The 21,729-nt window shown below is 73.3% G+C and carries 19 protein-coding genes; 11 read left to right on the top strand and 8 right to left on the bottom strand.

The annotated features are described in order from the left end of the window. Window positions 1–33 precede the first annotated feature (33 nt). A complete protein-coding gene (locus tag GA0070619_RS26605) occupies window positions 34–639 on the bottom strand; it encodes a TetR/AcrR family transcriptional regulator (RefSeq protein ID WP_088950560.1) in 606 nt (201 codons plus the stop codon). A 315-nt stretch (window positions 640–954) separates the two neighbouring features. Continuing rightward, complete coding sequence (locus tag GA0070619_RS26600) at window positions 955–1,632, bottom strand: Crp/Fnr family transcriptional regulator (RefSeq protein WP_007466162.1); 678 nt, start codon at window positions 1,630–1,632, stop codon at window positions 955–957. Window positions 1,633–1,775: 143 nt separating this feature from the next. Between GA0070619_RS26600 and GA0070619_RS26595 the strand changes: the two genes are divergently transcribed. The 6 genes from GA0070619_RS26595 (at window position 1,776) to GA0070619_RS26570 (ending at window position 7,065) form a co-directional block, all read left to right on the top strand. Further along, on the top strand, window positions 1,776–2,438 hold the full coding sequence (locus GA0070619_RS26595; RefSeq protein WP_088952072.1) for an adenosylcobinamide amidohydrolase: 663 nt from the start codon (window positions 1,776–1,778) through the stop codon (window positions 2,436–2,438). Window positions 2,439–2,494: 56 nt separating this feature from the next. Then, a complete protein-coding gene (locus tag GA0070619_RS26590; RefSeq protein ID WP_088950559.1) occupies window positions 2,495–3,673 on the top strand; it encodes a CapA family protein in 1,179 nt (392 codons plus the stop codon). Window positions 3,674–3,713: 40 nt separating this feature from the next. Continuing rightward, window positions 3,714–4,502, top strand: a complete 789-nt coding sequence (gene nth / locus GA0070619_RS26585) for an endonuclease III (RefSeq protein ID WP_088950558.1) — start codon at window positions 3,714–3,716, stop codon at window positions 4,500–4,502. After that, window positions 4,499–5,134 (top strand): TlpA family protein disulfide reductase, encoded by a 636-nt coding sequence (locus tag GA0070619_RS26580; protein ID WP_088950557.1) that lies wholly within the window; start codon window positions 4,499–4,501, stop codon window positions 5,132–5,134. The genes nth and GA0070619_RS26580 overlap by 4 nt, the downstream gene beginning before the upstream one ends. Beyond that, window positions 5,131–5,823: an NUDIX hydrolase gene (locus GA0070619_RS26575; protein WP_088950556.1), complete on the top strand. Its 693-nt coding sequence runs from the start codon at window positions 5,131–5,133 to the stop codon at window positions 5,821–5,823. Before GA0070619_RS26580 ends, GA0070619_RS26575 begins: the two co-directional genes overlap by 4 nt. 63 nt (window positions 5,824–5,886) lie before the next feature. Continuing rightward, window positions 5,887–7,065, top strand: a complete 1,179-nt coding sequence (locus GA0070619_RS26570; protein WP_088950555.1) for a MarP family serine protease — start codon at window positions 5,887–5,889, stop codon at window positions 7,063–7,065. Between the two features lie 13 nt (window positions 7,066–7,078). Here the strand turns inward: GA0070619_RS26570 and GA0070619_RS26565 are convergent, their stop codons facing one another. The 4 genes from GA0070619_RS26565 to eccCa form a co-directional block, all read right to left on the bottom strand. Further along, window positions 7,079–7,786: a phosphatase PAP2 family protein gene (locus GA0070619_RS26565; RefSeq protein WP_088950554.1), complete on the bottom strand. Its 708-nt coding sequence runs from the start codon at window positions 7,784–7,786 to the stop codon at window positions 7,079–7,081. 37 nt (window positions 7,787–7,823) lie between these two features. Continuing rightward, window positions 7,824–8,615: a phosphatase PAP2 family protein gene (locus GA0070619_RS26560; RefSeq protein WP_088950553.1), complete on the bottom strand. Its 792-nt coding sequence runs from the start codon at window positions 8,613–8,615 to the stop codon at window positions 7,824–7,826. A 52-nt stretch (window positions 8,616–8,667) separates the two neighbouring features. Continuing rightward, entirely contained in the window at window positions 8,668–10,008 is a 1,341-nt protein-coding gene (gene mycP / locus GA0070619_RS26555; protein ID WP_088950552.1) for a type VII secretion-associated serine protease mycosin, read from the bottom strand. A 74-nt stretch (window positions 10,009–10,082) separates the two neighbouring features. Continuing rightward, window positions 10,083–14,066: a type VII secretion protein EccCa gene (gene eccCa, locus GA0070619_RS26550; protein ID WP_088950551.1), complete on the bottom strand. Its 3,984-nt coding sequence runs from the start codon at window positions 14,064–14,066 to the stop codon at window positions 10,083–10,085. A gap of 101 nt (window positions 14,067–14,167) precedes the next feature. On the opposite strand from eccCa, the gene eccD reads away from it, so the two are divergent. Further along, window positions 14,168–15,571 (top strand): type VII secretion integral membrane protein EccD, encoded by a 1,404-nt coding sequence (eccD, locus tag GA0070619_RS26545; RefSeq protein ID WP_088950550.1) that lies wholly within the window; start codon window positions 14,168–14,170, stop codon window positions 15,569–15,571. A 32-nt stretch (window positions 15,572–15,603) separates the two neighbouring features. Here the strand turns inward: eccD and GA0070619_RS26540 are convergent, their stop codons facing one another. After that, window positions 15,604–16,110: an inorganic diphosphatase gene (locus tag GA0070619_RS26540; RefSeq protein ID WP_088950549.1), complete on the bottom strand. Its 507-nt coding sequence runs from the start codon at window positions 16,108–16,110 to the stop codon at window positions 15,604–15,606. A 302-nt stretch (window positions 16,111–16,412) separates the two neighbouring features. On the opposite strand from GA0070619_RS26540, the gene dacB reads away from it, so the two are divergent. The 3 genes from dacB to tilS all read left to right on the top strand — a co-directional run bounded on the left by dacB (window position 16,413) and on the right by tilS (window position 20,371). Next, on the top strand, window positions 16,413–18,194 hold the full coding sequence (dacB, locus tag GA0070619_RS26535; protein ID WP_414855616.1) for a D-alanyl-D-alanine carboxypeptidase/D-alanyl-D-alanine endopeptidase: 1,782 nt from the start codon (window positions 16,413–16,415) through the stop codon (window positions 18,192–18,194). A gap of 103 nt (window positions 18,195–18,297) precedes the next feature. Then, window positions 18,298–19,368, top strand: a complete 1,071-nt coding sequence (locus tag GA0070619_RS26530; RefSeq protein WP_088950548.1) for a zinc-dependent metalloprotease — start codon at window positions 18,298–18,300, stop codon at window positions 19,366–19,368. A 10-nt stretch (window positions 19,369–19,378) separates the two neighbouring features. Continuing rightward, window positions 19,379–20,371 carry a tRNA lysidine(34) synthetase TilS gene (gene tilS / locus GA0070619_RS26525; protein WP_088950547.1) on the top strand — a complete coding sequence of 331 codons (993 nt, stop codon included), beginning with the start codon at window positions 19,379–19,381 and terminating at the stop codon, window positions 20,369–20,371. 7 nt (window positions 20,372–20,378) lie between these two features. On the opposite strand, the gene GA0070619_RS26520 is transcribed toward tilS, so the two are convergent. Then, window positions 20,379–21,341 carry a GlxA family transcriptional regulator gene (locus GA0070619_RS26520; protein ID WP_088950546.1) on the bottom strand — a complete coding sequence of 321 codons (963 nt, stop codon included), beginning with the start codon at window positions 21,339–21,341 and terminating at the stop codon, window positions 20,379–20,381. A gap of 150 nt (window positions 21,342–21,491) precedes the next feature. On the opposite strand from GA0070619_RS26520, the gene GA0070619_RS32895 reads away from it, so the two are divergent. Beyond that, window positions 21,492–21,629 carry a hypothetical protein gene (locus tag GA0070619_RS32895; RefSeq protein ID WP_172862125.1) on the top strand — a complete coding sequence of 46 codons (138 nt, stop codon included), beginning with the start codon at window positions 21,492–21,494 and terminating at the stop codon, window positions 21,627–21,629. Window positions 21,630–21,729: the final 100 nt, after the last annotated feature.

The following is a 21,729-nucleotide window of genomic DNA, read 5'->3' as shown; positions in this document are numbered from 1 at the left end:
CCTCCGGTCGGTGGTGGCCGGTGCGGCCGGCGGTCAGGGCGTGAGCAGGGTGGCGAGCTGGCGTTTCCAGGTGGTCAACAGGGCGGTACGACGGGCCGAGTCATCACTGAGCAGGTTGGCCACCCCGAGCCCGCGCAGCAGGTCGAGGGTGGCCTGCACCGCCTCGCGGACGCCGGGTCGACGCTCGTCGACGCCCAGCAGGGCAACGGTGAGCCGGTGCATCTCCCGGCCGACCATCGCCTCCAACGGCACCAGGGCGTCCCGGAGTTCCCGATCGGTGCGGGCGGCGACCCAGAGCTCGAGAGCGGCCACGAACAGCGGCCCGGTGAACGCCACGCCAAGCAGGTCGATGACCCGGTCCAGCCGCTGCGGCCCGGCCGGCAGGGCTTCGGCTTCGCTGCGCAACTCGGCGGCCCGTCGCTCGGCGAGATGGGCCACGGCGGCCGTGACCAGCGCGGCCTTCGTCGGGTAGTGGTGCAGCTGGGCCCCGCGCGAGACACCGGCCCGCGCGGCGACGACGGTGGTCGTGGTGCCGGACCAGCCGTGCTCGATCAGGCAGTCGACGGTCGCCTCCAGCAGCCGGGCCTGAGTGGCGCGGCTGCGTTCCTGCTGAGGGACGCGGGTTGATGCGGGGGACACGCGAACAGCCTGCGGCCTGAGAAACAAACAGTCAAGACTGACTTTTTCTGTGTCGCTCGGCGCGGGGGGACGGCTCAGGGGGGTGGGTTACGGACTGTTGGCTCGCTGTGGAGCTGATATCGCAAGCGAGTCATCCAGCCGAACGCGCCGGCCGATGTCGCAGACGACTCAGCTCCAAAGGACGCTGACCCAGGTCCCCGACCGGCCGGGTCAACGGCCGTCGCGTGGGCCGAAGACGGCCAGCGTTTCTGCGCCGGGCAGACGAAACGTCCCCGCCGTCCGTCGGTGACGGAAGGCGGGGACGGGACGTACCGCTCAGACGCGGGCGCGACGGGCCAGGCGCTCCGGGTCCAGGATGATGATGCTCTTGCCGTCCAGACGCAGCCAGCCGCGCGAGGCGAAGTCGGCGAGCGCCTTGTTGACCGTCTCCCGCGAGGCGCCGACGAGCTGGGCGATCTCCTCCTGGGTGAGGTCGTGGGTCACCCGCAGGACACCGCCGTCGCGGGTGCCGAACCGCCCAGCCATCTGGAGCAGGTTCTTGGCGACCCGGCCCGGCACGTCCGTGAAGATCAGGTCGGCGAGCGAGTCGTTGGTCCGACGCAGCCGCCGGGCGAGCACCCGCAGCAACTGCTCGGCGATCTCCGGGCGGTTGTTCAGCCACGGTCGCAGCGCCTGCTTGCGCAGTCGCACCAACCGGGTGTCGGTCACCGCGGTGGCGGTCGCCGTACGCGGGCCAGGGTCGAAGAGCGACAGCTCACCAACCATGTCCGACGGCCCCATCACCGCGATCAGGTTCTGCCGGCCGTCCGCTGCGCGGCGACCAACCTTGATCTTCCCGGACAGCAGGATATAGAGGCTGTCACCGGGCTCGCCCTCATTGAAGACGATCTCGCCCTTGCGGACCTCGATCGTCTCCATCTCCTTGGCAAGCGCCTCGGCAGCTTCCGGGTCAACACCCTGGAAGATCCCGCTGCGGGCCAGTACCTCGTCCATCGCGCACCTCCGCTTACGCGTGCCGTCCGTCGGCCGGGTCCGCCGTCCGCTGATCCCCTCGCGCGCCGCCAAGTCTAGGCGCACGTGAGCACGAATCGGAGGTCGCCCCTGGAATCTTGATCGGTGGGCGTAACCTGCCCGACGTGCTGAGCGAGCCGACCCTGACCAGCCGCGCCGAGGATGGGCTTCACATTCCGCTGCTCGTCTGGCGCGCGGAAGTGCCCCTACGAGCTGTCAGCAGCGGCCCACTGGGCGGTGGCATCGGCGTCCGGCACTGGGTGCTGAACGCGACCGTACCGATGTCGTACGACCGGGATGACCCCGCCGCGCACCTGACGGCCCTCGCCGCCGACCTGGCCCTCGACGGGCCCGGGGTGGGTCTGCTGACCGGGGTGGACGTGGGCGAGGTGGTGGCGCGCACCGACACCGGCGTGCGGGCCTGGGCGACGGTCGGGCTCGGCACGCCGGTGCTCGCGGCCGCGCCAGCTCCGGCCGGGCTCGTGCAGCGGGTCGGCACGGTCAACATCGTGGTGTACGTGCCGGCGCGTCTCGCCGACTCGGCACTGGTCAACGCGGTGGCCACCGCGACCGAGGCGAAGACCCAGGCGATCAGCGAGCTGGGACTGCCGGGGACCGGCACCCCGACCGACGCGGTCACCGTCCTCTGCCCGGTCGACGGGCCCGAGGCCGCGTACGGGGGACCGCGCTCCAGTTGGGGCGCCCCGCTGGCTCGCGCGGTGCACGCGGCGGTGCTCGCCGGGGGTTCACGGGCGGTCGTGCCCTGGTCGGACCAGCTGACCAGCTGAAGATTCGACCGATCGGCTGTCGTCGGCGCGTTTGCCGACCGGTAGGGTCGCGGACGATGTATGCTCCCGCCCCCCTTGCGTCCCGCCCGCGTCGCCGCGTCGCCCTCGGCCTCGCCGCGCTGCTGGCTGCCCTGCTCGTCGCCGGCTGCTCCGATGCGGGCGGCGAGGCCCCCGTGTGGCAGCCCGGCGCCGGTGGTGGTGGCACGGGCGCTCCGGTGGCCACGGCCGGCCCGGATGCCAGCGGGGGCGCGACCTCCGGCGCGGGTGGCGCGATCTCGCTCTCCGCCACCGGCGACATCATCATGGGCAACGCGCCGAGCCGGCTGCCCTCAGCCGGCGGCAAGGGCTTCTTCACCTCGGTCACCGAGGCGCTCAAGGCCGACCTGGTGATGGGCAACCTGGAGGAGCCGTTGACGGTGGACACCGGCACCGGCAAGTGCGGGGCCAACTCCACCCGTTGCTTCCAGTTCCGGGCCCCACCGGAATACGCCGCACACCTGCGTGACGCGGGTTTCGACGTGCTCAACCAGGCCAACAACCACGGCTACGACTACGGGCCGAAGGGCTACGAGAACACCCAGAAGGCGCTGGAGAAGTACGACCTCAAGCACACCGGTGCCCCGGACCAGATCACCGTGGTCGACGTCAAGGGCGTCAAGGTCGCCGTGGCCGGCTTCTCGTCGTACGTCTGGTCCAACAGCCTGGTCGACATCGCCAAGGCGAAGACGGTGGTCGCCAAGGCCGCCACCATGGCCGACCTGGTCGTGGTGCAGGTGCACATGGGTGGCGAGGGCGCGGAGAAGACCCGGGTGAAGCCGGGCACCGAGATGTTCCTGGGCGAGAACCGGGGCGACCCGGTCAAGTTCTCCCACGCCATGATCGACGCTGGCGCCGACCTGATCGTCGGGCACGGGCCGCACGTGCTGCGCGGCATGGAGTTCTACCAGGGGCGGCTGATCGCGTACAGCCTGGGCAACTTCGCCGGTGGCGGCAACTCGCTGAACAACGACGGCCGCCTCGGTTGGGGCGGAGTGCTGAAGGTGTCGCTCAAGCCGGACGGCACCTGGGCCGGCGGCTCGTTCACCTCGACGTACATGAACGACGCCGGCAAGCCGACGATGGACCCGAACGACCGGGGTCTGGGCCTGGTCACCGAGCTGAGCCGCACCGACTTCCCCAAGGGCGGCGCCCGGCTCGACGGGCAGGGCAAGATCTCGCCGCCGGCCGGCGGTTGACCCGCCAGGAACGTCCGGGGCGCGACGTAGGCTGACCGTCGTGACCGACAGTCCTCCCGGCGCCAGCGAGACCGACCTCGGGCGCACCCGCCGTGCCCGCAAGATCGGTCGAGTGCTGACCGAAACGCACCCCGACGCGCATTGTGAGCTGGACCACTCCAACGCACTGGAGTTGGCCGTCGCCACCATCCTCTCCGCGCAGTGCACGGACAAGAAGGTCAACGAGGTCACCCCCAAGCTCTTCGCCCGCTACCCGAGCGCCGCCGCGTACGCCGGGGCCGACCGGGCCGAGATGGAGGAGCTGATCCGGCCCACCGGGTTCTACCGCAACAAGACCGACTCGCTGCTCAAGCTCGGCCAGGCGCTCCTCGACCGGTACGACGGCCAGGTCCCGGGCCGGCTCGTCGACCTGGTGACCCTGCCCGGCATCGGCCGCAAGACCGCCAACGTGATCCTCGGCAACGCGTTCGACGTCCCGGGCATCACCGTCGACACACACTTCCAGCGGCTGGTCCACCGGTGGCGGCTGACCACCGAGACCGACCCGGTCAAGATCGAGCATGCGGTCGGCGCCCTCTACCCGAAGCGCGACTGGACGATGTTGTCGCACCGGATCATCTTCCACGGGCGACGGGTCTGCCACGCCCGCAAGCCCGCCTGCGGGGCGTGCACACTCGCGAAGCTCTGCCCCTCGTACGGCACCGGGCCCACCGATCCGGCAGCCGCCGCGAAGCTTCTCAAGGGCCCTCGGGCGCGTGACCTGGCGGTGGCGGCCGGGGTCGACCCGGAGCTGGTGCCCGCACAGGCGATCGCCGCGGAGGTGCCGTGAACCGGCGGCTCGCCCTGCTCGCCCTGCCGCTGCTGCTGGTCGTCGCCGGCTGCACCGCAGGAAAGGCCGACGACGACCCGGCCCCCCGGCCGCCGGCCGCCGCTGAGCGGCCGTCGCCGTTCCGGGACTGTTCCAAGCTCGGCACCGCGCCGACGTCGACCGCGACGACGGCCCCCACCACGACCGGCACGACGGCCGCCGCCGGTGGAAAGGCGCTGCCGGAGCTGACGCTGTCCTGCTTCACCGGCGGCGCCCCCGTCGCCCTGCGGGACGTGGCCGGGCCGGCCGTGATCAACGTCTGGGCGTCCTGGTGCGGGCCGTGCCGCAAGGAACTGCCCGCCTTCCAACGGCTGAGCGAACGGACCGCCGGCCAACTCCAGGTGGTCGGGGTGAACACCCGCGACAGCCGGGGCGGCGCCCAGTCCATCGGCGAGGACTTCGGCGTACGCTTCCCGATCCTGGTCGACCAGGGCGACGCGCTGCAACGGGAGTTGAAGCGCAACGCCTTCCCGCTCACCCTCTTCGTCGACGCGCAGGGCCAGATCCGGCACATCGACGCCACCGGCGCGCTCGACGATGCCCAGCTCGCCAAGCTGGTCCGCCAGCACCTCGGCCTGGCGGTGCCGGCGTGACCCGTCGACCACCCGAGTGGATCGAGCCCCTGCTGACCCGGCTCGGCACCGCCCGCGCCGAGGACTTCACCCGGCTGACCACCCCGGCCGAGGGCGGCCGGGAGAGCGCCGTGCTGGTGCTGCTCGGTGAGCAACCCGGTGCCGGCCCCGACGTGCTGGTGCTGCAACGCGCCGCCACCCTGCGCAACCACGCCGGCCAGCCGGCCTTCCCCGGCGGCGCTGCCGACCCGGAGGACGCCGACGTCCGCGCCACCGCCCTGCGCGAGGCGAACGAGGAGGTCGGTCTCGACCCGACCAGCGTGACCGTGCTGGCCGAGCTGCCGAAACTGTGGATCCCGGTCAGCGACTTCGTGGTCACCCCGGTGCTGGCCTGGTGGCACGACCCGCACCCGGTGCACCCCCGGGAGCCGGCCGAGGTGGCGCACGTCGCCCGGTTGCCGGTCAGCGAGCTGGTCGACCCGGCCAACCGAATGCGGGTCCGCCACCCGAGCGGCTGGATCGGGCCGGCGTTCTCGGCGCGCGGGATGCTCGTCTGGGGCTTCACCGCCGGGGTGCTGGCCACCCTCCTGGAGATGGGGGGCTGGGCGCGTCCGTGGCCGCACGGCCGGGTGGTCGAGCTTCCGCCGAGCGGGGCGACGCCGGCGCCCTCGGCGGGCACCGACAACGCGGACGAGACAGCCCTGCGCTGATCGCACGGTCACCTTCGGCAAGCGATGGTCATCCGGGAGGCGCACTGCCCGTACGCTTGACTCGTGTCCGTCGTGGATCTCGTCCTCCTGCTGCTCATGCTCGTGTTCGCGATCAGCGGATACCGCCAGGGTTTCGTCATCGGCATCACGTCGCTGTCCGGCTTCTTCCTGGGTCTGCTGCTGGGCCTCCAGCTCGGGCCGCTGTTCGCCCGACAGTTCGTGGATGCCGGCACCCGCGTGCTGATCTCGCTCGTGGCGATCTTCGGGTTGGCCGTGGTCGGGCAGGCGCTGGCCGGTTGGCTCGGGTCGCACCTGCGTAAGACCATCACCAGCGACGTGGGCAAACGGGTCGACGACGTGGGTGGGGCGTTCGTCTCACTGCTCGCGGTGCTGCTGCTCGCCTGGCTGGTCGCGGTGCCGCTCGGCTCGTCCTCGGTGCCCTGGCTCGCGGCCGCGGTGCGCAACAGCGCGTTGATCTCGGTGGTCAACCGGGTCGTGCCGGAGCAGGCCCACCAGTTGTCGACCGCGCTGGAGGACACCGTCGACACCGACGGGTTCCCGGACGTCTTCGGTGACCTCACCCCCACCCGGGCCCGGCAGGTCGACCCACCGGACCCGGCCCTGGCCGGCTCGCAGGTCGTCGTCAACGGCCAGAAGTCGGTCGTCAAGGTGCTCGGCTCGGCGCCCAGCTGCTCGCGCCGCATCGAGGGTTCCGGCTTCGTGTACGCCGACGACCGGGTGATGACCAACGCGCACGTCGTCGCCGGCACCCGCTCGGTCGCTGTGGAGCTGGGCGGCGAGCGGTACGAGGGCAAGGTGGTGGTCTACGACCCGGACCGGGACCTGGCCGTGCTGCTTGTGCCCGGGCTGCCCGGCCCGTCCCTACGGTTCGCCGCGGGCAACGCGGGCAGCGGCTCCGACGCCATCGTGCTGGGCTTCCCGCTCGACGGCCCCTACAACGCGCAGTCGGCGCGGGTCCGCGACGTCGACCGGATCAAAGGCCCGGACATCTACTCGTCCGGCGACGTCACCCGGGAGATCTACACCATCCGAGCGCTGGTCCGCAGCGGCAACTCCGGCGGCCCGCTGCTCTCCGCCAACGGCCTGGTGCTCGGCGTGATCTTCGCGGCGGCGGCCGACGACCCGAACACCGGCTTCGCGGTGACCGCCGCGGAGGCCCGCCCGGTGGCGTTGGCCGGCGCCGAACGCAACCGGCAGGTCGCCACCGGCGAGTGCACCTGAGAGCCGCGCGGGGTCAGCCCCGGGTCGACAGCGCCGGCCGCCCCACGGTCGGCAGCTTCGCCCGCCCCCACCGCAGCCCCCGGTCGAGGACGGCCCGAGCCATGATCACGACGCAGGTGCCGCCGTTGAGGAAGGACGCCACCACATCGCTCGGGTGGTGCATCCCCCGGTACATCCGGGTCAGCGCCACCCCCAGCGGCACCGTCAGCAGCAGGCTCCACCAGGCGACCTTCGCCCCGGTGCTGCGCGCCCGCAACGCCATCAGCACGGCAATGCCGACGTAGAGCGCCACCGCCGCAGAGGTGTGCCCGGACGGAAAGCTCGACGTGGGCGGTGAGACGTCCATGTGCTCCACCGCCGGCCGCTGCCGGTCGATCGCCAGCGTGGTCAGCAGGAACACCAGCGCCTGGGCGATCACCGCCGCGCACAGGAACAGCGGCTCCCGCCAGCGCTTCAACCAGAGCCGCAGCGCCAGCGCCACCAACACCGTGACCACGACGATCATCTGGGTGCTGGCCAGCGTGCTGAACACCAGAGAGACGTCGTTCCATCCGCCGGTGCGGTCGGCGGCCAACTCACGGTTCACCGCGTCTTCCACTGTGAACGGCCATGTTCGGGCGAACACGCGGGTGACCAGCACCCCGAGCAGGACCATGACGCCGAGCAGGAGGGACACCGGCAGCAGCACCCGGCGGACGATCTGGAGCGCGGTCTCGGACATGCGCCGCCCATTACCCGGCCGACCCCGTCGGCACGCCTCAGGCCGATCCCGGGTGACGCTCCACCTCGGGAGCGACGCCGTCACGGGTCGGTCGGACCGGCCGGAGGCCGGTGTGCGCCCGCCAACTGGTGAACGCGGCGGTGGTCGCCGCCAGCACCGCCACAGCGAGCAGCCAACCGCCCAGCACGTCGCTGGCGAAGTGCACGCCGAGCGCCACCCTGCTCAGCCCGGTCAGCACGGTGATCAGCAGCGCGGCGGCCCAGAGCGCGGCCCGCGCCGCCCCCCGCCCGGCGAACGGCAGGAACACCAGCAGCAGCACCCCGGCGGCCAGGGTGGCGTTCGACGCGTGCCCGGAGGGGAACGAGTAACCGGCGGCCCGCGCCACCGGGTCCAGCAGCTCCGGCCGGTCCCGGCCGACGAGCAGTTTGAGGAGCGGACCGATCAGCCCACCGACCACCATTGTGGTGGTCGCCCAGAGGGCCAACCGACGGGCACCCCGGCGCAGCAGCCAGATCACCAGGAGCAGTGCGACGGCGCGCATCGGCATCGGGGCGAACACCTCGGTCCAGATCCGCATCAGCGTGACCCAGGCAGGGTGGTCGAGCGCGTAGCCGTGCAACGCGTGGGTGACCGCCGCGTCCAACCGGTGCAGCGGCGCCCAGGCGCCGAGCACCAGCAGTGTGAGCAGCGCGAAGGGCACCAACACCAGGAACGCCGCCGTCGCGGCCAGGGTCAGCCGCAGACCCAGCGAATGGTCCGGATCAAGCCGGCGCCGCCGCCAGGACGGCTGGCCGGCGGGGGCGAGGGTGGGCGGCCGATGCGTACTCATGCGTCGGTTCTACCCGACCTGGCGGTCGGTCAGGCCTGACGGTGGGCAGCGATCAGCGGGCCCGTTGCCGGAGCCGGCGCACCACCAGGGCAGCGCCCCCGACCAGGGCGACGAAGAGCACGACTCCGGTCCACAGCTGTTCCGGTGCCGAGGTGTCCTGGCCGCCCGCCGCCCGGGCCGTCCACCTGGTCTGCTGGCGGGGTGCGGCGAGACCGAGCGGGTCGCTGCCGGCGCCGGCCACCGGCTCGTCGTCGGCCGAGCCGGGGGCGGGGCCGAAACCCGTCACGCCCGGCGACGTCTGGTCGTCCAGTGGGTTGGCGGTCACCGGCGGCACCTGGGCGGTCAGCGCGGCCACCGGGTCGACCACCCCGTACCCGAAGCGGTCGTCCCGCCCGGTCGGGCCGAGGTCCCGGGCGGTGGCCAGCAACCGGTTGACGACCTCGCCGGCGGGCATCTGCGGGTAGCGGGACCGGACCAGCGCGGCGGTGGCCGTCACCAGTGGCGCGGCGAAGCTGGTGCCCTGCACCCGCCAGTACCCGTCGGGAGACTTGGCGCCGACGAGCCCGCTGGCGGGAGCGGTGAGCACCGTCGCCTGGCCGGTGATCGACCCGGACCACAGGTTGTCGCTGCTGCGTTCGAGGCCGGCGACCGCGATCACGCCCGGCTCGCGGGCCGGGTACCAGACCTTGGTGCTCGTGGAGGTCGCCAGGTTGCCGGTGCAGGCGATCACGACCACGTCCCGCACGAACGCGTAGTCCAGGGCCGCGGCCAGGGCCGGGCTGTCGCCGCTGCCGCCCAGGGACAGGTTGATCACGCGGGCGCCGTTGTCGACGGCCCAGCGGACCCCCTGGGCGACGATCAAGGCGTCGTCGTAGCGGTTCTGCTCGTCGAGCACCCGGACCGGCAGGATCCGGGCGTCCGGTGCCAGGCCCACCACGCCTCGTTTGTCGTCGCTGCGCCCGGCGATCAGGCCGGCGACCGTCGTGCCGTGCCCCACCGGATCCGGACCAGCCCCACCCTCGGGGCCGACCAGATCCTTACCGGGCAGCACCTGGCCGACCAGGTCGGGATGATTGCCGTCCACTCCGGAGTCGACCACCGCGACGATCACGCCCCGGCCGGTCGAGCTGCGCCAGGCCGTGTCGGCCCGCAACTCGTCGAGCTGCCACTGCTCGTCGCGGACCTGGTCGGTGCGGGTGACGGTGTCACCGGGGGCGAACGCCATCGGCGCGCCGGCGAGCTGTCCGCCGTTGGTGGGCGCGGTGACGGGGGCGGCCGCCGCGGTCGGGGCCACGACAGCGAGCGCCGCGGCCACACCGAGCAGCGCCCGGCCTGCCGTCCGGCGGGCCACTGACGGACCGCTGTGCCGAACCCCAGTCACATCCTCAGCCATTCATCCCGACGGAACCATGACGATCGGAGATTACCGGTTTCCCCACCTGTCACGGGAAGAACCGGCGAGTCAGGTCACGGTGGCGGAAGTTGCGCGAGCTGAACGAGGCGTACGCCCTCTCGCCGGGTGACCAGTCGGCCACGGCCCGGCGGCAGCGGGCCGGGTCGCACCGATCCGACGAGCGCGCCCTCCTCGGGGCTGCCCGCCATCACCAGACCAGCTGTGGACAGCTCCCGCAGTCGCTGCACGATCGGCTCGTACTGGGCACGGCCCGCGCCACCGGAGCGACGGGCCAGCACCAGGTGCAGCCCGACGTCACGGGCGTGCGGCAGGTGCTCCTCCAGCGCCCGCAGCGGGTTCGCAGGACCGGACGCCACCAGGTCGTAGTCGTCCACCAGCACGAACAGCTCCGGGCCAGACCACCAGGAGCGGTCCCGCAGTTGTTGCGGGGTGACCTCCGGCCCGGGGGCCCGCCGTTCCAGATAGCCGGCGGCCGACTCGACCAGCTCGGCGGTGTGCGCCGCAGCGGTGCCGTACCCGATCAGGTGTGGCGTCTCGATGGCGCCCAGCAGGCTGCGCCGGTAGTCGACCAGGATCACCCGGGCCTGCTCGGGAGTGAACCGGGTGGTGATCGACGTGGCCAGCGCGCGGAGGAACGAGGACTTGCCGCACTCCGAGTCCCCGAAGATCACGAAATGTGGCTCGGTGGCGAAGTCGAGCAGCACCGGGCGCAGGTCCGCCTCCGCGATCCCGATCGGCAAGCGCAGCCCGGTCGTCGCGGCGAGGTCCAGATCGGCGTACGGCAGCACGGGCGGGAGCAGCCGGACCCGAGGCGCCGGAGGACCCGCCCACCCGTCGGCAGCCCGTTTGACCAGGTCGGCGGTGTCCCCGTTGGTGGCGGCGAGCTGAGGTAGCGCGGTGAGGAAGTGCAGCCCCTCCGCGGTCACCCCTCGACCCGGGCGCTCCGGCACGTTCGCCGCCGCACGCCTGGCCACGAGCGAGTCGGACGGGTCGCCGAGGCGCAACTCCAGGCGGGAGCCGAACAGGTCCCGGATCGCCGGGCGGAAGTCCAGCCAGCGCAGAGCGGTGGCGACCACGTGCAGCCCGTACGACAGGCCCCGGGTGGCCAGGTCGGTGACCAGGGGTTCCAGGTCGTCGTACTCGCCTCGGACGGTGCTCCAACCGTCGATCACCAGGAACACGTCACCGAACGGGTCGGTGCCCGGCTGGTTGGTCGTTCCCGCCGCGGCGCGGCGCTGCCGGTACGTGGCCATCGACTCCACGCCCAGCTCCGCGAAGCGGCGCTCCCGATCGGCCAGCAGGGTGGTCATCTCGCCGACGGTGCGCCGGACGGCGGTCGGGTCGGCCCGGCCGGTGACCCCGCCCACGTGCGGAAGGTCGCGCAGCGCGGCCAACCCGCCGCCACCGAAGTCCAGGCAGTAGACCTGCACCTCGGCCGGTGTGTGGGTGAGCGCCAGCGCGCAGATCAGCGTGCGCAGCGCGCTGGACTTGCCGCTCTGCGGCGCGCCGACCAGCGCGACGTGCCCGGCGGCGCCGTCCAGGGCCAGCCAGAGCAGGTCCCGGCGTTGCTCCAACGGCTTGTCCACGACGGCCAGCGGCACGCCGAGTGCGCCGTGCAGCTCCGGGTTGCCCACGGTCAGGCCGCGTTGCGGGTCCACCTCGACCGGGCCGAGCAGCTCGTCCAGGGTCGGCGGCTGACCGAGCGGCGGGAGCCAGACCTGGTGCGCCGGTGGGCCCTGCCCGACGAGCCGGTCCACCAGCAGGTCGAGCAGTGTGCCCCTGCCCTCCTCCTCGGCGACGACGGGCACGACCGGGGCGGTCGGCTCGGGCACCGGCACGACGTGGGTGGTGAAGGTGAGCAGTCGCGCGCCGCCCTCGACGGCGACGCCGGCCGTCGCGCTCCGACGGCGGACGGCGCCGGAGACGTACGCGGCCTTGAACCGGGCCAGCGGGTCGGTGCCGGCGCGCAGGTAGCCGTGGCCGGGCGAGCGGGGCAGCTCGTGCGCGTCCGGCACCCCGAGCACCGTGCGGGACTCCAGCGCGGAGAAGGTACGCAGCCCGATCCGGTACGACAGATGGGTGTCCAGCCCGCGAAGCCGTCCCTCCTCAAGTCGCTGACTGGCGAGCAGCAGGTGCACACCGAGGGACCGGCCCAGCCGGCCGATCTGCACGAACAGGTCGATGAAGTCGGGCTTGGCGGAGAGCAGCTCGGAGAACTCGTCGCAGATCAGCAGCAGCGACGGCAGCGGGGCCAGTGGGCTGCCGGCCGCCCGGGCCCGCTCGTAGTCGCGCACGCTGGCGAAGTTGCCGGCGCGCCGCAGCAGCTCCTGGCGGCGGACCAGCTCCCCGTTGATGGCGTCGACCATCCGGTCGACCAGGGGCAACGCGTCGGCCAGGTTGGTGATCACGGCCGCGGTGTGCGGCAGCCGGTCGAACGAGGCGAAGGTGGCACCACCCTTGAAGTCGACCAGCACGAAGTTGAGCTGCTCGGAGCTGTGGGTGGCGGCCAACCCCAGCACCAGCGTGCGGAGCAGCTCGGACTTGCCGGAACCGGTCGCCCCGATGAGCAGGCCGTGCGGGCCCATCCCGTCCTGGGCGGACTCCTTGAGGTCCAGTTCGATGGCACCGCCGTCGGTGCCCACCCCGATCGGCACCCGCAGCCGCTCCCGCGCCGAGCGTGGCAGCCAGCCCTGCTCGGCCGTGAAGCTCTCCGGGTCGCCGAGACCGAGCAGCTCGGGAAGGCCAAGGTCGGCCTGGAGCGGGGCGTCCGGCCCGCGTGCCGTACCGGCGAGCCGGAGCGGTGCCAACCGTCGGGCGACCGCCTCGGCGTCGGCGAGGTCGAGCTGGTCGGCGATGCCCACCTCGGCATGCCCGTCGGACGACCGCGAGTGCAGTCTCCGGCCGTGCAGCTCCAGCAGCAGCGCGTACCGGTCGAGCAGCCGGGGCGGCGGAGTGTCCAGGTCCAGCACGGTGACCGCGTCGATGCCGCCGTCACCGGTCAGGTCACTGGCCCCGGTCAGTTCGCCGCCGTCGAGGACCACCACCACGTGCGGGCCGTCGGTGGCCGGGCCGGCCGGGCTGAACCGGGAGCGGCTGGCCAGCACGTCGGCCAGCAACGCTTCCAGGTCGGCGGCGGAGCTGGTCACCAGTCGTACCGGGCCGAGCGCGTCGGTGCGGCTGGGGTGGTGGGCGTGCGGAAGCCATTTCACCCACTCCCAGCAGGTGCGGCGTTCCGGTCCCGCGCACACCGCGACGAGCAGCTCGTCGGGGGCGTGGAAGACCGCGAGTTGGGTCAGCACGGCCCGGACCAGCGCCTGCGCCCCCGGGTCACCGGTGGCCGGCCCGCTGGCGGCCGGCCCGCCACCCCCGGTGCGGCCGGCGGGCCGGACGTGCACCCGGGCGAAGCTGCGCAGCGACAGCGCCACCGGCAGGTCCGGCACCACGGAGTACGCGTCCAGGAAGCGACGCAGCGCGCCGGCGGTCATCGGCTCCAGCTCCTCCAGTGGCCGGGTGACCGGCGGGACGAGCGGGGTGGCCAGTGTCTGTGGCCCGACGGCGACCCGCACCACCGCGAAGTCCGGGTCGGCGGGGCGCCGCTCCCAGACCCGGTGGCTGTCCACCGTCGACCAGAGCCCGCCCGGGTCCGGGTGCCGGTAGAAGAGCCCGGCCCGCTGCTGCCCGGCGGTCCGCCGCACCCGCCGGCGCAGCGTGGCCAGGTGCCGCAGGTACTCCCTGCGGGCGGCCATCATCTCGGACTTCTTCGGGGTGCCGGAGGCGCTGCCCCAGGACGTCACCAACATCGCCAGCGAGGAGAGCCCGAACATCCCACCCACCACGTACGAGTAGGCGCCCCCGCCCCGGCCGAACATCATGGCCATCGCCACCGTGCCGCCGAGCATGGGCAGCAGCATGAGCATCTGCTGCCACCGCCCGCCGGCCACCACGGGAATCTCCGGTGGGGCCTCGACCGGCAGCTCGCCGCTGGGGATCTCCGGCGCTGGTCGACGTGGCGGACGCTTGATGACGACGGTGGACACTCGGCCTCCTGACAGCGCTGGGTAACCCGAGCCGGACTCATGGTAGGTAAAGTCCTGTCGTCCGCGCAGCCTCCGATCCCCCTCGATATGGAGACCAGTCGATGACTACCGGGCTGGCACGCGTCACCATCAGCGCGCCGCAACGACGGGTGGACGTCGCCCTGCCGGAGCAGGTACCCCTGGCCGAGTTGCTGCCCGACGTGCTCCGGCACGCCGGTGTCGGGCTGGCCGACGACGGCGAACAGCACGGCGGCTGGGTCCTGCGCCGCACCGACGGCGCGTTGCTCGCGACCGCCCAGGCGCTGCTTCCCCAGGGCGTCCGCGACGGCGAGGTGCTGCACCTGGTGCCGGCCCGCGCGCACTGGCCCGAGCTGGAGTACGACGACGTGGTCGAGGCGATCGCCGACGGTGCCCGTCGCCGGGGCGGCGCATGGTCGCCCACCGCCACCCGGGCCGCCGGTCTGGCCGGTGCCGCCGTGCCGCTCGCCGTCGGGCTGCTCGCCCTGCTCGCCGGTGGGCCGACGTACCGGCCTGGCTGGCTGGCGGCCGCTGCCGTGGCGCTGCTGCTCACCGTCGCCGGCGTGGTGGCCTCCCGCGCCAACGGCGACGGCACCGCCGGGGCGACGCTCGGCGGCTACGCGCTGCCGTACGCGTTCACGGCCGGCGCCCTCGCGGTCGGCTCCGGCGACCCGGTCGTGCCGTTCGGGCCGGCCCGCTGGGTGGGCGCTCCCGAGCTGCTGGCCGGCTCGGTGGCGCTGCTGCTGGTGGCGTTGATCGGCCTGCTCGGGGTGGCCAGCCGGCTGAGGGTCTTCGTGGCCGGTGTCACGGTTGGGCTGACCGGCGCCTGCGCAGCGCTCGGCGGGCTGCTGCTGACCCCGGCCGGCACGGCGGCGGTGCTGCTCAGCGCACTGGTCTTCGCCGTCGGCGTGATCCCGCTGCTGGCCATCCGGCTGGGCAAGTTGCCCCTGCCGCCCATCACCCTGCCGACCTCGGCCCTCGCCGAAGAGCCGGAGCGGGCCCGGGACCTGCCGGACCGGAGTCGGGTACACGCCGCGGTGACCCGCACCGAGGAGATGCTCACCGGGATGTTGATCGGGCACGCCCTGCTGGCGGTGGCCGCGGCGGTCGTCCTCGGGGCGGTCGGCGGAACGGCCGGCCGGGTGCTCGTGGCGGTCACCTCGGCCGTGCTGCTGCTGCGGTCGCGGCTGTTCGTGGCACTGCGACACCGGGTCCCGACGGTGCTCGCCGGGCTGGCCGGCTACGCGGTGCTGGGCACGGCACTTGTCGGCCGGGCCGACGACACGGGGCGGCTGGCGCTGGTCCTGGCCGGTGCGGCGCTGGCCCTGGTGGCCGCCGCGGCCGGCACCTCGTACGCCCGTCGGCCGGTCTCGCCGTACGTCGGAAGGGTCGCGGACCTCACCGACACGGCCCTGGTGGTTGCCGTGGTGCCGATCGCCTGCGCGGTGCTCGACCTGTACGACCGGGCCCGGGGGCTGCTCGGTTGAGCGGCCCCCGGGCCCGGTGCGTCAGCGGTCGGTCAGTGCATGGATTCGCCGCGCGCCTCAGCGTCCCGGGCCCGCTTGTAGGAGGCGTGGACCTCGGCCTCGGCCTCGGTGCGGCCGACCCAGGTCGCGCCCTCCACCGACTTGCCGGGCTCCAGGTCCTTGTACACCTCGAAGAAGTGCTGGATCTCCAGCCGGTCGAACTCGCCGAGGTGGTGGATGTCGCGCAGGTGCTCCTGGCGAGGATCCTCGTAGGGCACGCAGAGGACCTTGTCGTCCCCGCCCTTCTCGTCGGTCATCCGGAACATGCCGATGGTGCGGCAGCGGATCAGGCAGCCCGGGAAGGTCGGCTCGGGGACGAGCACCAGCGCGTCCAGCGGGTCGCCGTCCTCGCCCAGAGTGCCCTCGATGAACCCGTAGTCGGCCGGGTACTGAGTCGAGGTGAAGAGGGTGCGATCCAGCCGGATCCGGCCGGTCTTGTGGTCCACCTCGTACTTGTTCCGGTGACCTTTGGGGATCTCAACCGTCACGTCGAAATCCATCTGCACGCTCCCTCGTCTGCCCACGCTGGCTAACGGAACCACTGGCGCCCCTCCGGACAGGTGAATGCCCACCCGCCGACTCCGGCCGCCGCATAGTCTTCGGACCGAAGTAGTGTCACCCAAGCCGATTTTCGCTGGGGGAGGAGGGGGTCGTGGGGAGGGAAGATTCACACTACCGCCCGGACGGGGGCTCCGCGCACGGTACCGGACGATCCGGATCCGGCGGTGCGACGGGGCGGGTCCCGGTGCCCGACGCCCACCTCCCACGGGCCCCCGAGCCGGCGAATCCGGGCCCGGAGCGGATGCCCGAGCGGCCCGCGCCGCTGCCCTGGCGCTCGCCGACCGGGTCGCCCTCGCCCAGCCCGAATCCGGGTCGCTTTCCGGTGGTCGGTGGCGACCGGCCGGTGAGCGGTCCGTCGCGCGGCAGCGCCTCGGTCCCGGTGAGCCCCGCCTCGGGCGGCCCGTCGCGTGGGAGCGCCTCGGTTCCGGTCAGCCCCGCCTCGGGCGGTCCGTCGCGTGGGAGCGCTTCGGTTCCGGTCAGTCCGGCACCGACCGGCCCGCAGGGCCCCGGTCCGAGTGACCTCGGTCGGGTTCCACCGCTGGGTCCGCCGATCTCCGCACTGCCCGCGCCCGGTGACGCCGGGCCGGCGCCCGCGCCCGTCGCGTCGGGCCGCCGACGGCTACCTGTGGTGTTGGCGGTCGTGCTGCTGCTGGTGCTCGCCGGCGTCGGAGTCGTCGTCGCCCGGCCCGGCCCGGTCGCCGGGTGGCTGGGCGACGAGCCCGAGTCTGCGTCGAACGCCGCCGGGGCGACCCCGGAGCCCAACCCGTCGGACGTGCTGGCCGGCCCGGACCCGAACGCCCCGGTGCCCACCCCCGACGGGGTACGTGCCGCGCTCGACCCGCTGGTCGGTGCCGCCGTCCTGGGCAGCCGGGTGAACGTCTCGGTGGCCGACGTGATCTCCGGCCAGACGCTGTTCGCCAAGGGGGCGGACGACGGCACCGTGCCCGCCTCGGTGACCAAGCTGGCGACCGCGGTGACCGTCCTGGCGGCCCGGGAACCCGGTTACCGGATACCCACTCGCGCGGTGGCCGGCGCGAAGGCCGGCGAAGTGGTGATCATCGGGGGCGGCGATCCGACCCTGGCGATCGACAAGAAGGGCTACTACCCGGGAGCTGCGCGCCTCGACGACCTGGCCGCCCAGGTGCGCACCGCGCTCGGCGGCACCACCCCGACCAGCGTGACAGTGGACGGCTCGGTCTATTCCGGCCCGGTCTACGGCCCAGGCTGGGACGCCGACATCCCCACCGGCGGGTCCGGGGGCGCGGTGACCGCGTTGATGACCGACGGCGGGCGCAGGGACCCGGGCGCCGAACACGGGGCCGCCGCGCGGTTCGCCGAGCCGGACCTGGCCGCCGGCAAGTCGTTCGCCCGACTGCTCGGCGTGCCCACCGACGCCGTGAAGCGTGGCGCGGCGCCGGCCCAGGCCGCCGGTGGCACCCCGGCACCGGGCACCGAGCTGGGCGTGGTGCAGTCCCCACCGCTGATCCGGATGGTCGACATCATGATCAGTGAGAGCGACAACCTGGTGGCCGAGGCGCTGGCCCGTCAGGTCGCGCTGGCCCGCAACCAGCCGGCCTCGTTCGACGGGGGCGCCGCCGCGATGGACGCGGAGGTGGCCGAGCTGGGCCTGCCGGCGGACGAGATCACCCTCTCCGACGGCAGCGGGCTGTCCCGACGCAACCGGATCAGCCCGTCGCTGCTGACCGACCTGGTCCGGCTGGCGGCCAGCCCGGACCACCCGGAGTTGGCCGGCGTGTTCGGTGGTCTGCCGGTGGGCGGCTGGTCCGGGACCTTGGACGAGCGCTACCGCACCGCACCCGGCACCGCTCCCGGTGCGGGCAGCGTCCGGGCCAAGACCGGCACGCTGACCGCCGTGCACTCCATCGCGGGCCTGGTCACCACCGCAGACGGTCGGCTGCTCACCTTCGCGGTGCTCACCGACCAGGTGCCGGGCGGCAAGGAGACCGCCCAACCGGCGCTGGACCGGATCGCCGCCGCCCTGGCCGGCTGCGGCTGCCGCTGACCGTCGCCGGGCGCGGGTCTCCGCGCCTGCCGGCGACCGCCATCGGTGTCGATCGAGGGCGCGAGGCCGGGCCGGGGTGTCGCGGCGCGGGTACGGTGGGTCCATGGCGCAGTTCGTGGACTGGGATCTGGCCGCCGCCACTGCGGGGGCGCTGAGTAAGTCGGGCCCCCGGGTGTCGTACACCGAGGCCACCGACGTGGTCGGCGACCTGCGTCGGCTGACCGACGAGGCGGCCGGGCACGTGGCCGACTACACGGGGTTGAAGGCGCAGGTGGCGCACCCGCCGGTGCGGGTGGTCGACCGGCGTGACTGGGCCGCGACCAACATCGCCGGTCTCCGCGAGGTGATCACTCCGCTGGTGAGCCGGCTCTCCGGTGACAAGCAGCCGGGCGCCTTGACCGAGGCGATCGGGTCCCGGTTGACCGGGGTCCAGGCCGGCACCGTGCTGGCGTACCTCTCCGGCCGGGTGCTCGGCCAGTACGAGGTCTTCTCGGCCGACCCGGGCCAACTGCTGCTGGTCGCACCGAACATCGTCGAGGTGGAGCGCAAGCTCGGCGCCGACCCCCGGGACTTCCGGCTCTGGGTCTGCCTGCACGAGGTGACCCACCGCACCCAGTTCACGGCGGTCCCGTGGATGCGCGCGTACTTCCTGAGCGAGGTGCAGGCCTTCGTGGACGCCTCGTCCAGCGGCGGCGAGCACATGGTCGAGCGCCTGCGGCGGGGCGTTTCCACGCTGTCCGACGTGGTCCGCGACCCGGACAGCCGCACGAGCGTGCTGGACATCGTGCAGACCCCCGCGCAGAGGGCCGTACTGGACCGTCTCACCGCGTTGATGACCCTGCTGGAGGGGCACGCCGAGTTCGTCATGGACGGCGTCGGCCCCCAGGTGATCCCGAGTGTGGAGCGGATCCGGGCGTCGTTCAACCGACGCCGGGAGGCGGGCAACCCGGTGGAGAAGGCGATCCGCCGGCTGCTCGGGGTGGACGTCAAGATGCGCCAGTACGCCGAGGGACGCAAGTTCGTCCACGGTGTGGTGGAACGGGTCGGCATGGAGGGGTTCAACTCGATCTTCAACTCGCCGCTCACCCTGCCCCGGCTGTCGGAGTTGGGTGACCCGGACGCCTGGGTCGCCCGGGTGCACGGCCCGGCCGGCACCATCCCGGCCGCTGGCTGATCACCCGCCGGTGGCCGCGCTCGCCCCGCCGGTGGCCGCGATCCGGGTGGCGGTTCGCCGCGCTCTGATTGGTCTGTCGTCCGACGGGCCGGTGCTGGTCGCCTGCTCCGGCGGCGCCGACTCACTCGCCCTCGCGGCAGCCACCGTGTTCGTGGCGCCTCGGATGGGCCGCAGCGCGGTGCTCGTCACCGTCGACCACGGCTTGCAGGACGGCTCCACCGAGCGCGCCGAGGCGGTGGCCGCCTGGGGCCGCGAGGTCGGGTTCTCGTCGACGACAGTGGTGCCGGTGGAGGTGGCCGGGCGCCCAGGTGGGCCGGAGGCGGCCGCCCGGGAGGCCCGCTACGAGGCATTGGCCGAGGCGGCCCAACAGCAGAACGCGGTAGCGGTGCTGACCGGGCACACCCGCGACGACCAGGCGGAGACGGTGCTGCTCGCCCTTGCCCGGGGCGCCGGCCCCCGCGGGTTGGCCGGGATGCCCGCCCGGCGGGAGCTGGACGGTGTGCCGCTGCTGCGCCCTCTGCTGGAGATCAGCCGGGACCAGACGCGGGCCGCGTGCGCTGTGCTGGGGCTGAGCCCATGGCAGGACCCGCACAACGCCGACCCGTCGTACGCCCGGTCCCGGGTGCGGGCCGACCTGCTGCCGGCGCTGGTACGCGCGCTCGGTCCCGGCGTGGTGGACAACCTCGCGCGTACCGCCCGGCTGGTGGCGGCCGACAACGCCGCGCTGGACGAGTTGGCGCAAACGGCACTGGCGGCGGTCCGGCACCCTGCCGGCGGCCTGTCGGTGCCGGAGCTGCTCGGCCTGGTCCCCGCGGTGCGTGGCCGGGTGCTGCACTCCTGGGCTCGTGAGCTGGGCGCCCTGCCGGGGGCGCTGTCGCACCGGCACGTCGCCGCGCTGGACGCGCTGGTCACCGACTGGCACGGCCAGGGCCCGACCGATCTGCCGGGCGGTGTCCGGGTGCTCCGCCGCGCCGACCGACTGTCACCCGTCACCGCGGGCTGAGTCCTGGTCAGGCGCTGTGCGCCCGGTCCCGGAAGGTGGTCCGGTAGCTGTGCGGGGTCGCACCGACCCGGCGGCTGAAGTGGTGCCGCAGCGCCGCCGCGTCGCCGAAGCCGGCCTGGTCGGCGACCGCCTCCACGCTCAACGGGGTCTCTTCGAGCAGCCGTCGGGCGAGGAGCACCCGCTGGTTGGTGAGCCAGTCGTGCGGGGTGGTGCCGGTCTCGGCACGGAAACGGCGGGCGAACGTGCGAGGCGCCATCCCGGCGCGGGCGGCCAACTCCTCCACGGTGATCGCCCGGTCCAGGTGACCCATCAGCCACTCCAGCACCGGCTCCAGGGTGGGCGCCTCGGGTGCCTTCGGGATGGGCGCCTCGACGTACTGGGACTGGCCGCCGTCGCGGTGCGGCGGGACCACCATCCGCCGGGCCAGTCGGGTCGCGGTGGCCGAGCCGTGCTCCTGGCGGATCAGGTGCAGGCAGGCGTCGATGCCGGCTGCGGTGCCTGCACTGGTGAGCAGGCGACCGTCCTGGACGTAGAGCGAGTTGCAGCGCACCCGGGCGAGCGGGTGGCGGCGTTGCAGCTCGTCCACGTACCGCCAGTGGGTCGTGCACTCCCGGCCGTCGAGCAGGCCTGCCTCGCCGAGCAGGAAGGCGCCCGAGCAGACGCTGAACAGGTGCGCCCCGCGCGCGTCGGCCCGGCGCAGCGCGTCCAGCACCGGGCCGGGAACTGTGGTGCCCTGGCTGTGCGCGGGGATGGCCACCAGGTCGGCCTCGTCGACCGGGCCGAGGTCGGCGTGCGGGGTGAGGTGGAAGCCGGACGACGTACGCACCGGAGCACCGTCGGCGCTGCACACCTGGAAGCGGTAGCCGGGGAAACCGTCGGCGGTGCGGTCGGTGCCGAACACCTCGGCGAGCACGCCGAGCTCGAAGGGGGCGACCTGGTCGAGAGCGAGAACGGCGATGGACCGGAGCATGTGACGAGGGTAACCCGACGGGTGGCAGTAAATCGATGACCAATGGCATTGCTGCCACTGTCCGGTCGGCGTGAGTGGTCGCAGACTGGTCTCAGTCCGGTGCGCACCGGCGGCGAAACCGACAGCAATCATGCGAAAGCGAGCGCCGCCATGGAGTTCCTGCTCTTCCTCCTGTTCCTCGTCCTGCTCGTCGCCGCCTCGGCCGCCGGCCTCACCGCCGACAGCCACGACTCGGCCGACTGGAAGCCCACCGACGACGGCCGCCGCTGGCGGTCACGCACCAACTGATGTGATTAGCGTAATTTGCCGAGAAAATCCCCGGCGGGACCGCGCCAAAAGGTGCGGCCCCGCCGACGGAGGCCATCCGACGTACGGCAGGCTAGGAGCC

Origin of the sequence: Micromonospora zamorensis, from assembly GCF_900090275.1 — a bacterium.
In the GTDB taxonomy this organism is placed as follows: domain Bacteria; phylum Actinomycetota; class Actinomycetes; order Mycobacteriales; family Micromonosporaceae; genus Micromonospora; species Micromonospora zamorensis.
This window is presented reverse-complemented; position numbering and strand designations above follow the sequence as displayed.

Coding starts and splice junctions, on each gene's coding strand:
- GA0070619_RS26565 (WP_088950554.1), bottom strand. CDS start 7,786: ATGTCCGAGACCGCGCTCCAGATCGTCCGCCGGGTGCTGCTGCCGGTG.
- GA0070619_RS26540 (WP_088950549.1), bottom strand. CDS start 16,110: ATGGATTTCGACGTGACGGTTGAGATCCCCAAAGGTCACCGGAACAAG.
- GA0070619_RS26590 (WP_088950559.1), top strand. CDS start 2,495: ATGTATGCTCCCGCCCCCCTTGCGTCCCGCCCGCGTCGCCGCGTCGCC.
- eccD (WP_088950550.1), top strand. CDS start 14,168: ATGACTACCGGGCTGGCACGCGTCACCATCAGCGCGCCGCAACGACGG.
- GA0070619_RS26600 (WP_007466162.1), bottom strand. CDS start 1,632: ATGGACGAGGTACTGGCCCGCAGCGGGATCTTCCAGGGTGTTGACCCG.
- GA0070619_RS26560 (WP_088950553.1), bottom strand. CDS start 8,615: ATGAGTACGCATCGGCCGCCCACCCTCGCCCCCGCCGGCCAGCCGTCC.
- GA0070619_RS26520 (WP_088950546.1), bottom strand. CDS start 21,341: ATGCTCCGGTCCATCGCCGTTCTCGCTCTCGACCAGGTCGCCCCCTTC.
- dacB (WP_414855616.1), top strand. CDS start 16,413: ATGCCCGAGCGGCCCGCGCCGCTGCCCTGGCGCTCGCCGACCGGGTCG.
- GA0070619_RS32895 (WP_172862125.1), top strand. CDS start 21,492: ATGGAGTTCCTGCTCTTCCTCCTGTTCCTCGTCCTGCTCGTCGCCGCC.
- mycP (WP_088950552.1), bottom strand. CDS start 10,008: ATGGCTGAGGATGTGACTGGGGTTCGGCACAGCGGTCCGTCAGTGGCC.
- GA0070619_RS26530 (WP_088950548.1), top strand. CDS start 18,298: ATGGCGCAGTTCGTGGACTGGGATCTGGCCGCCGCCACTGCGGGGGCG.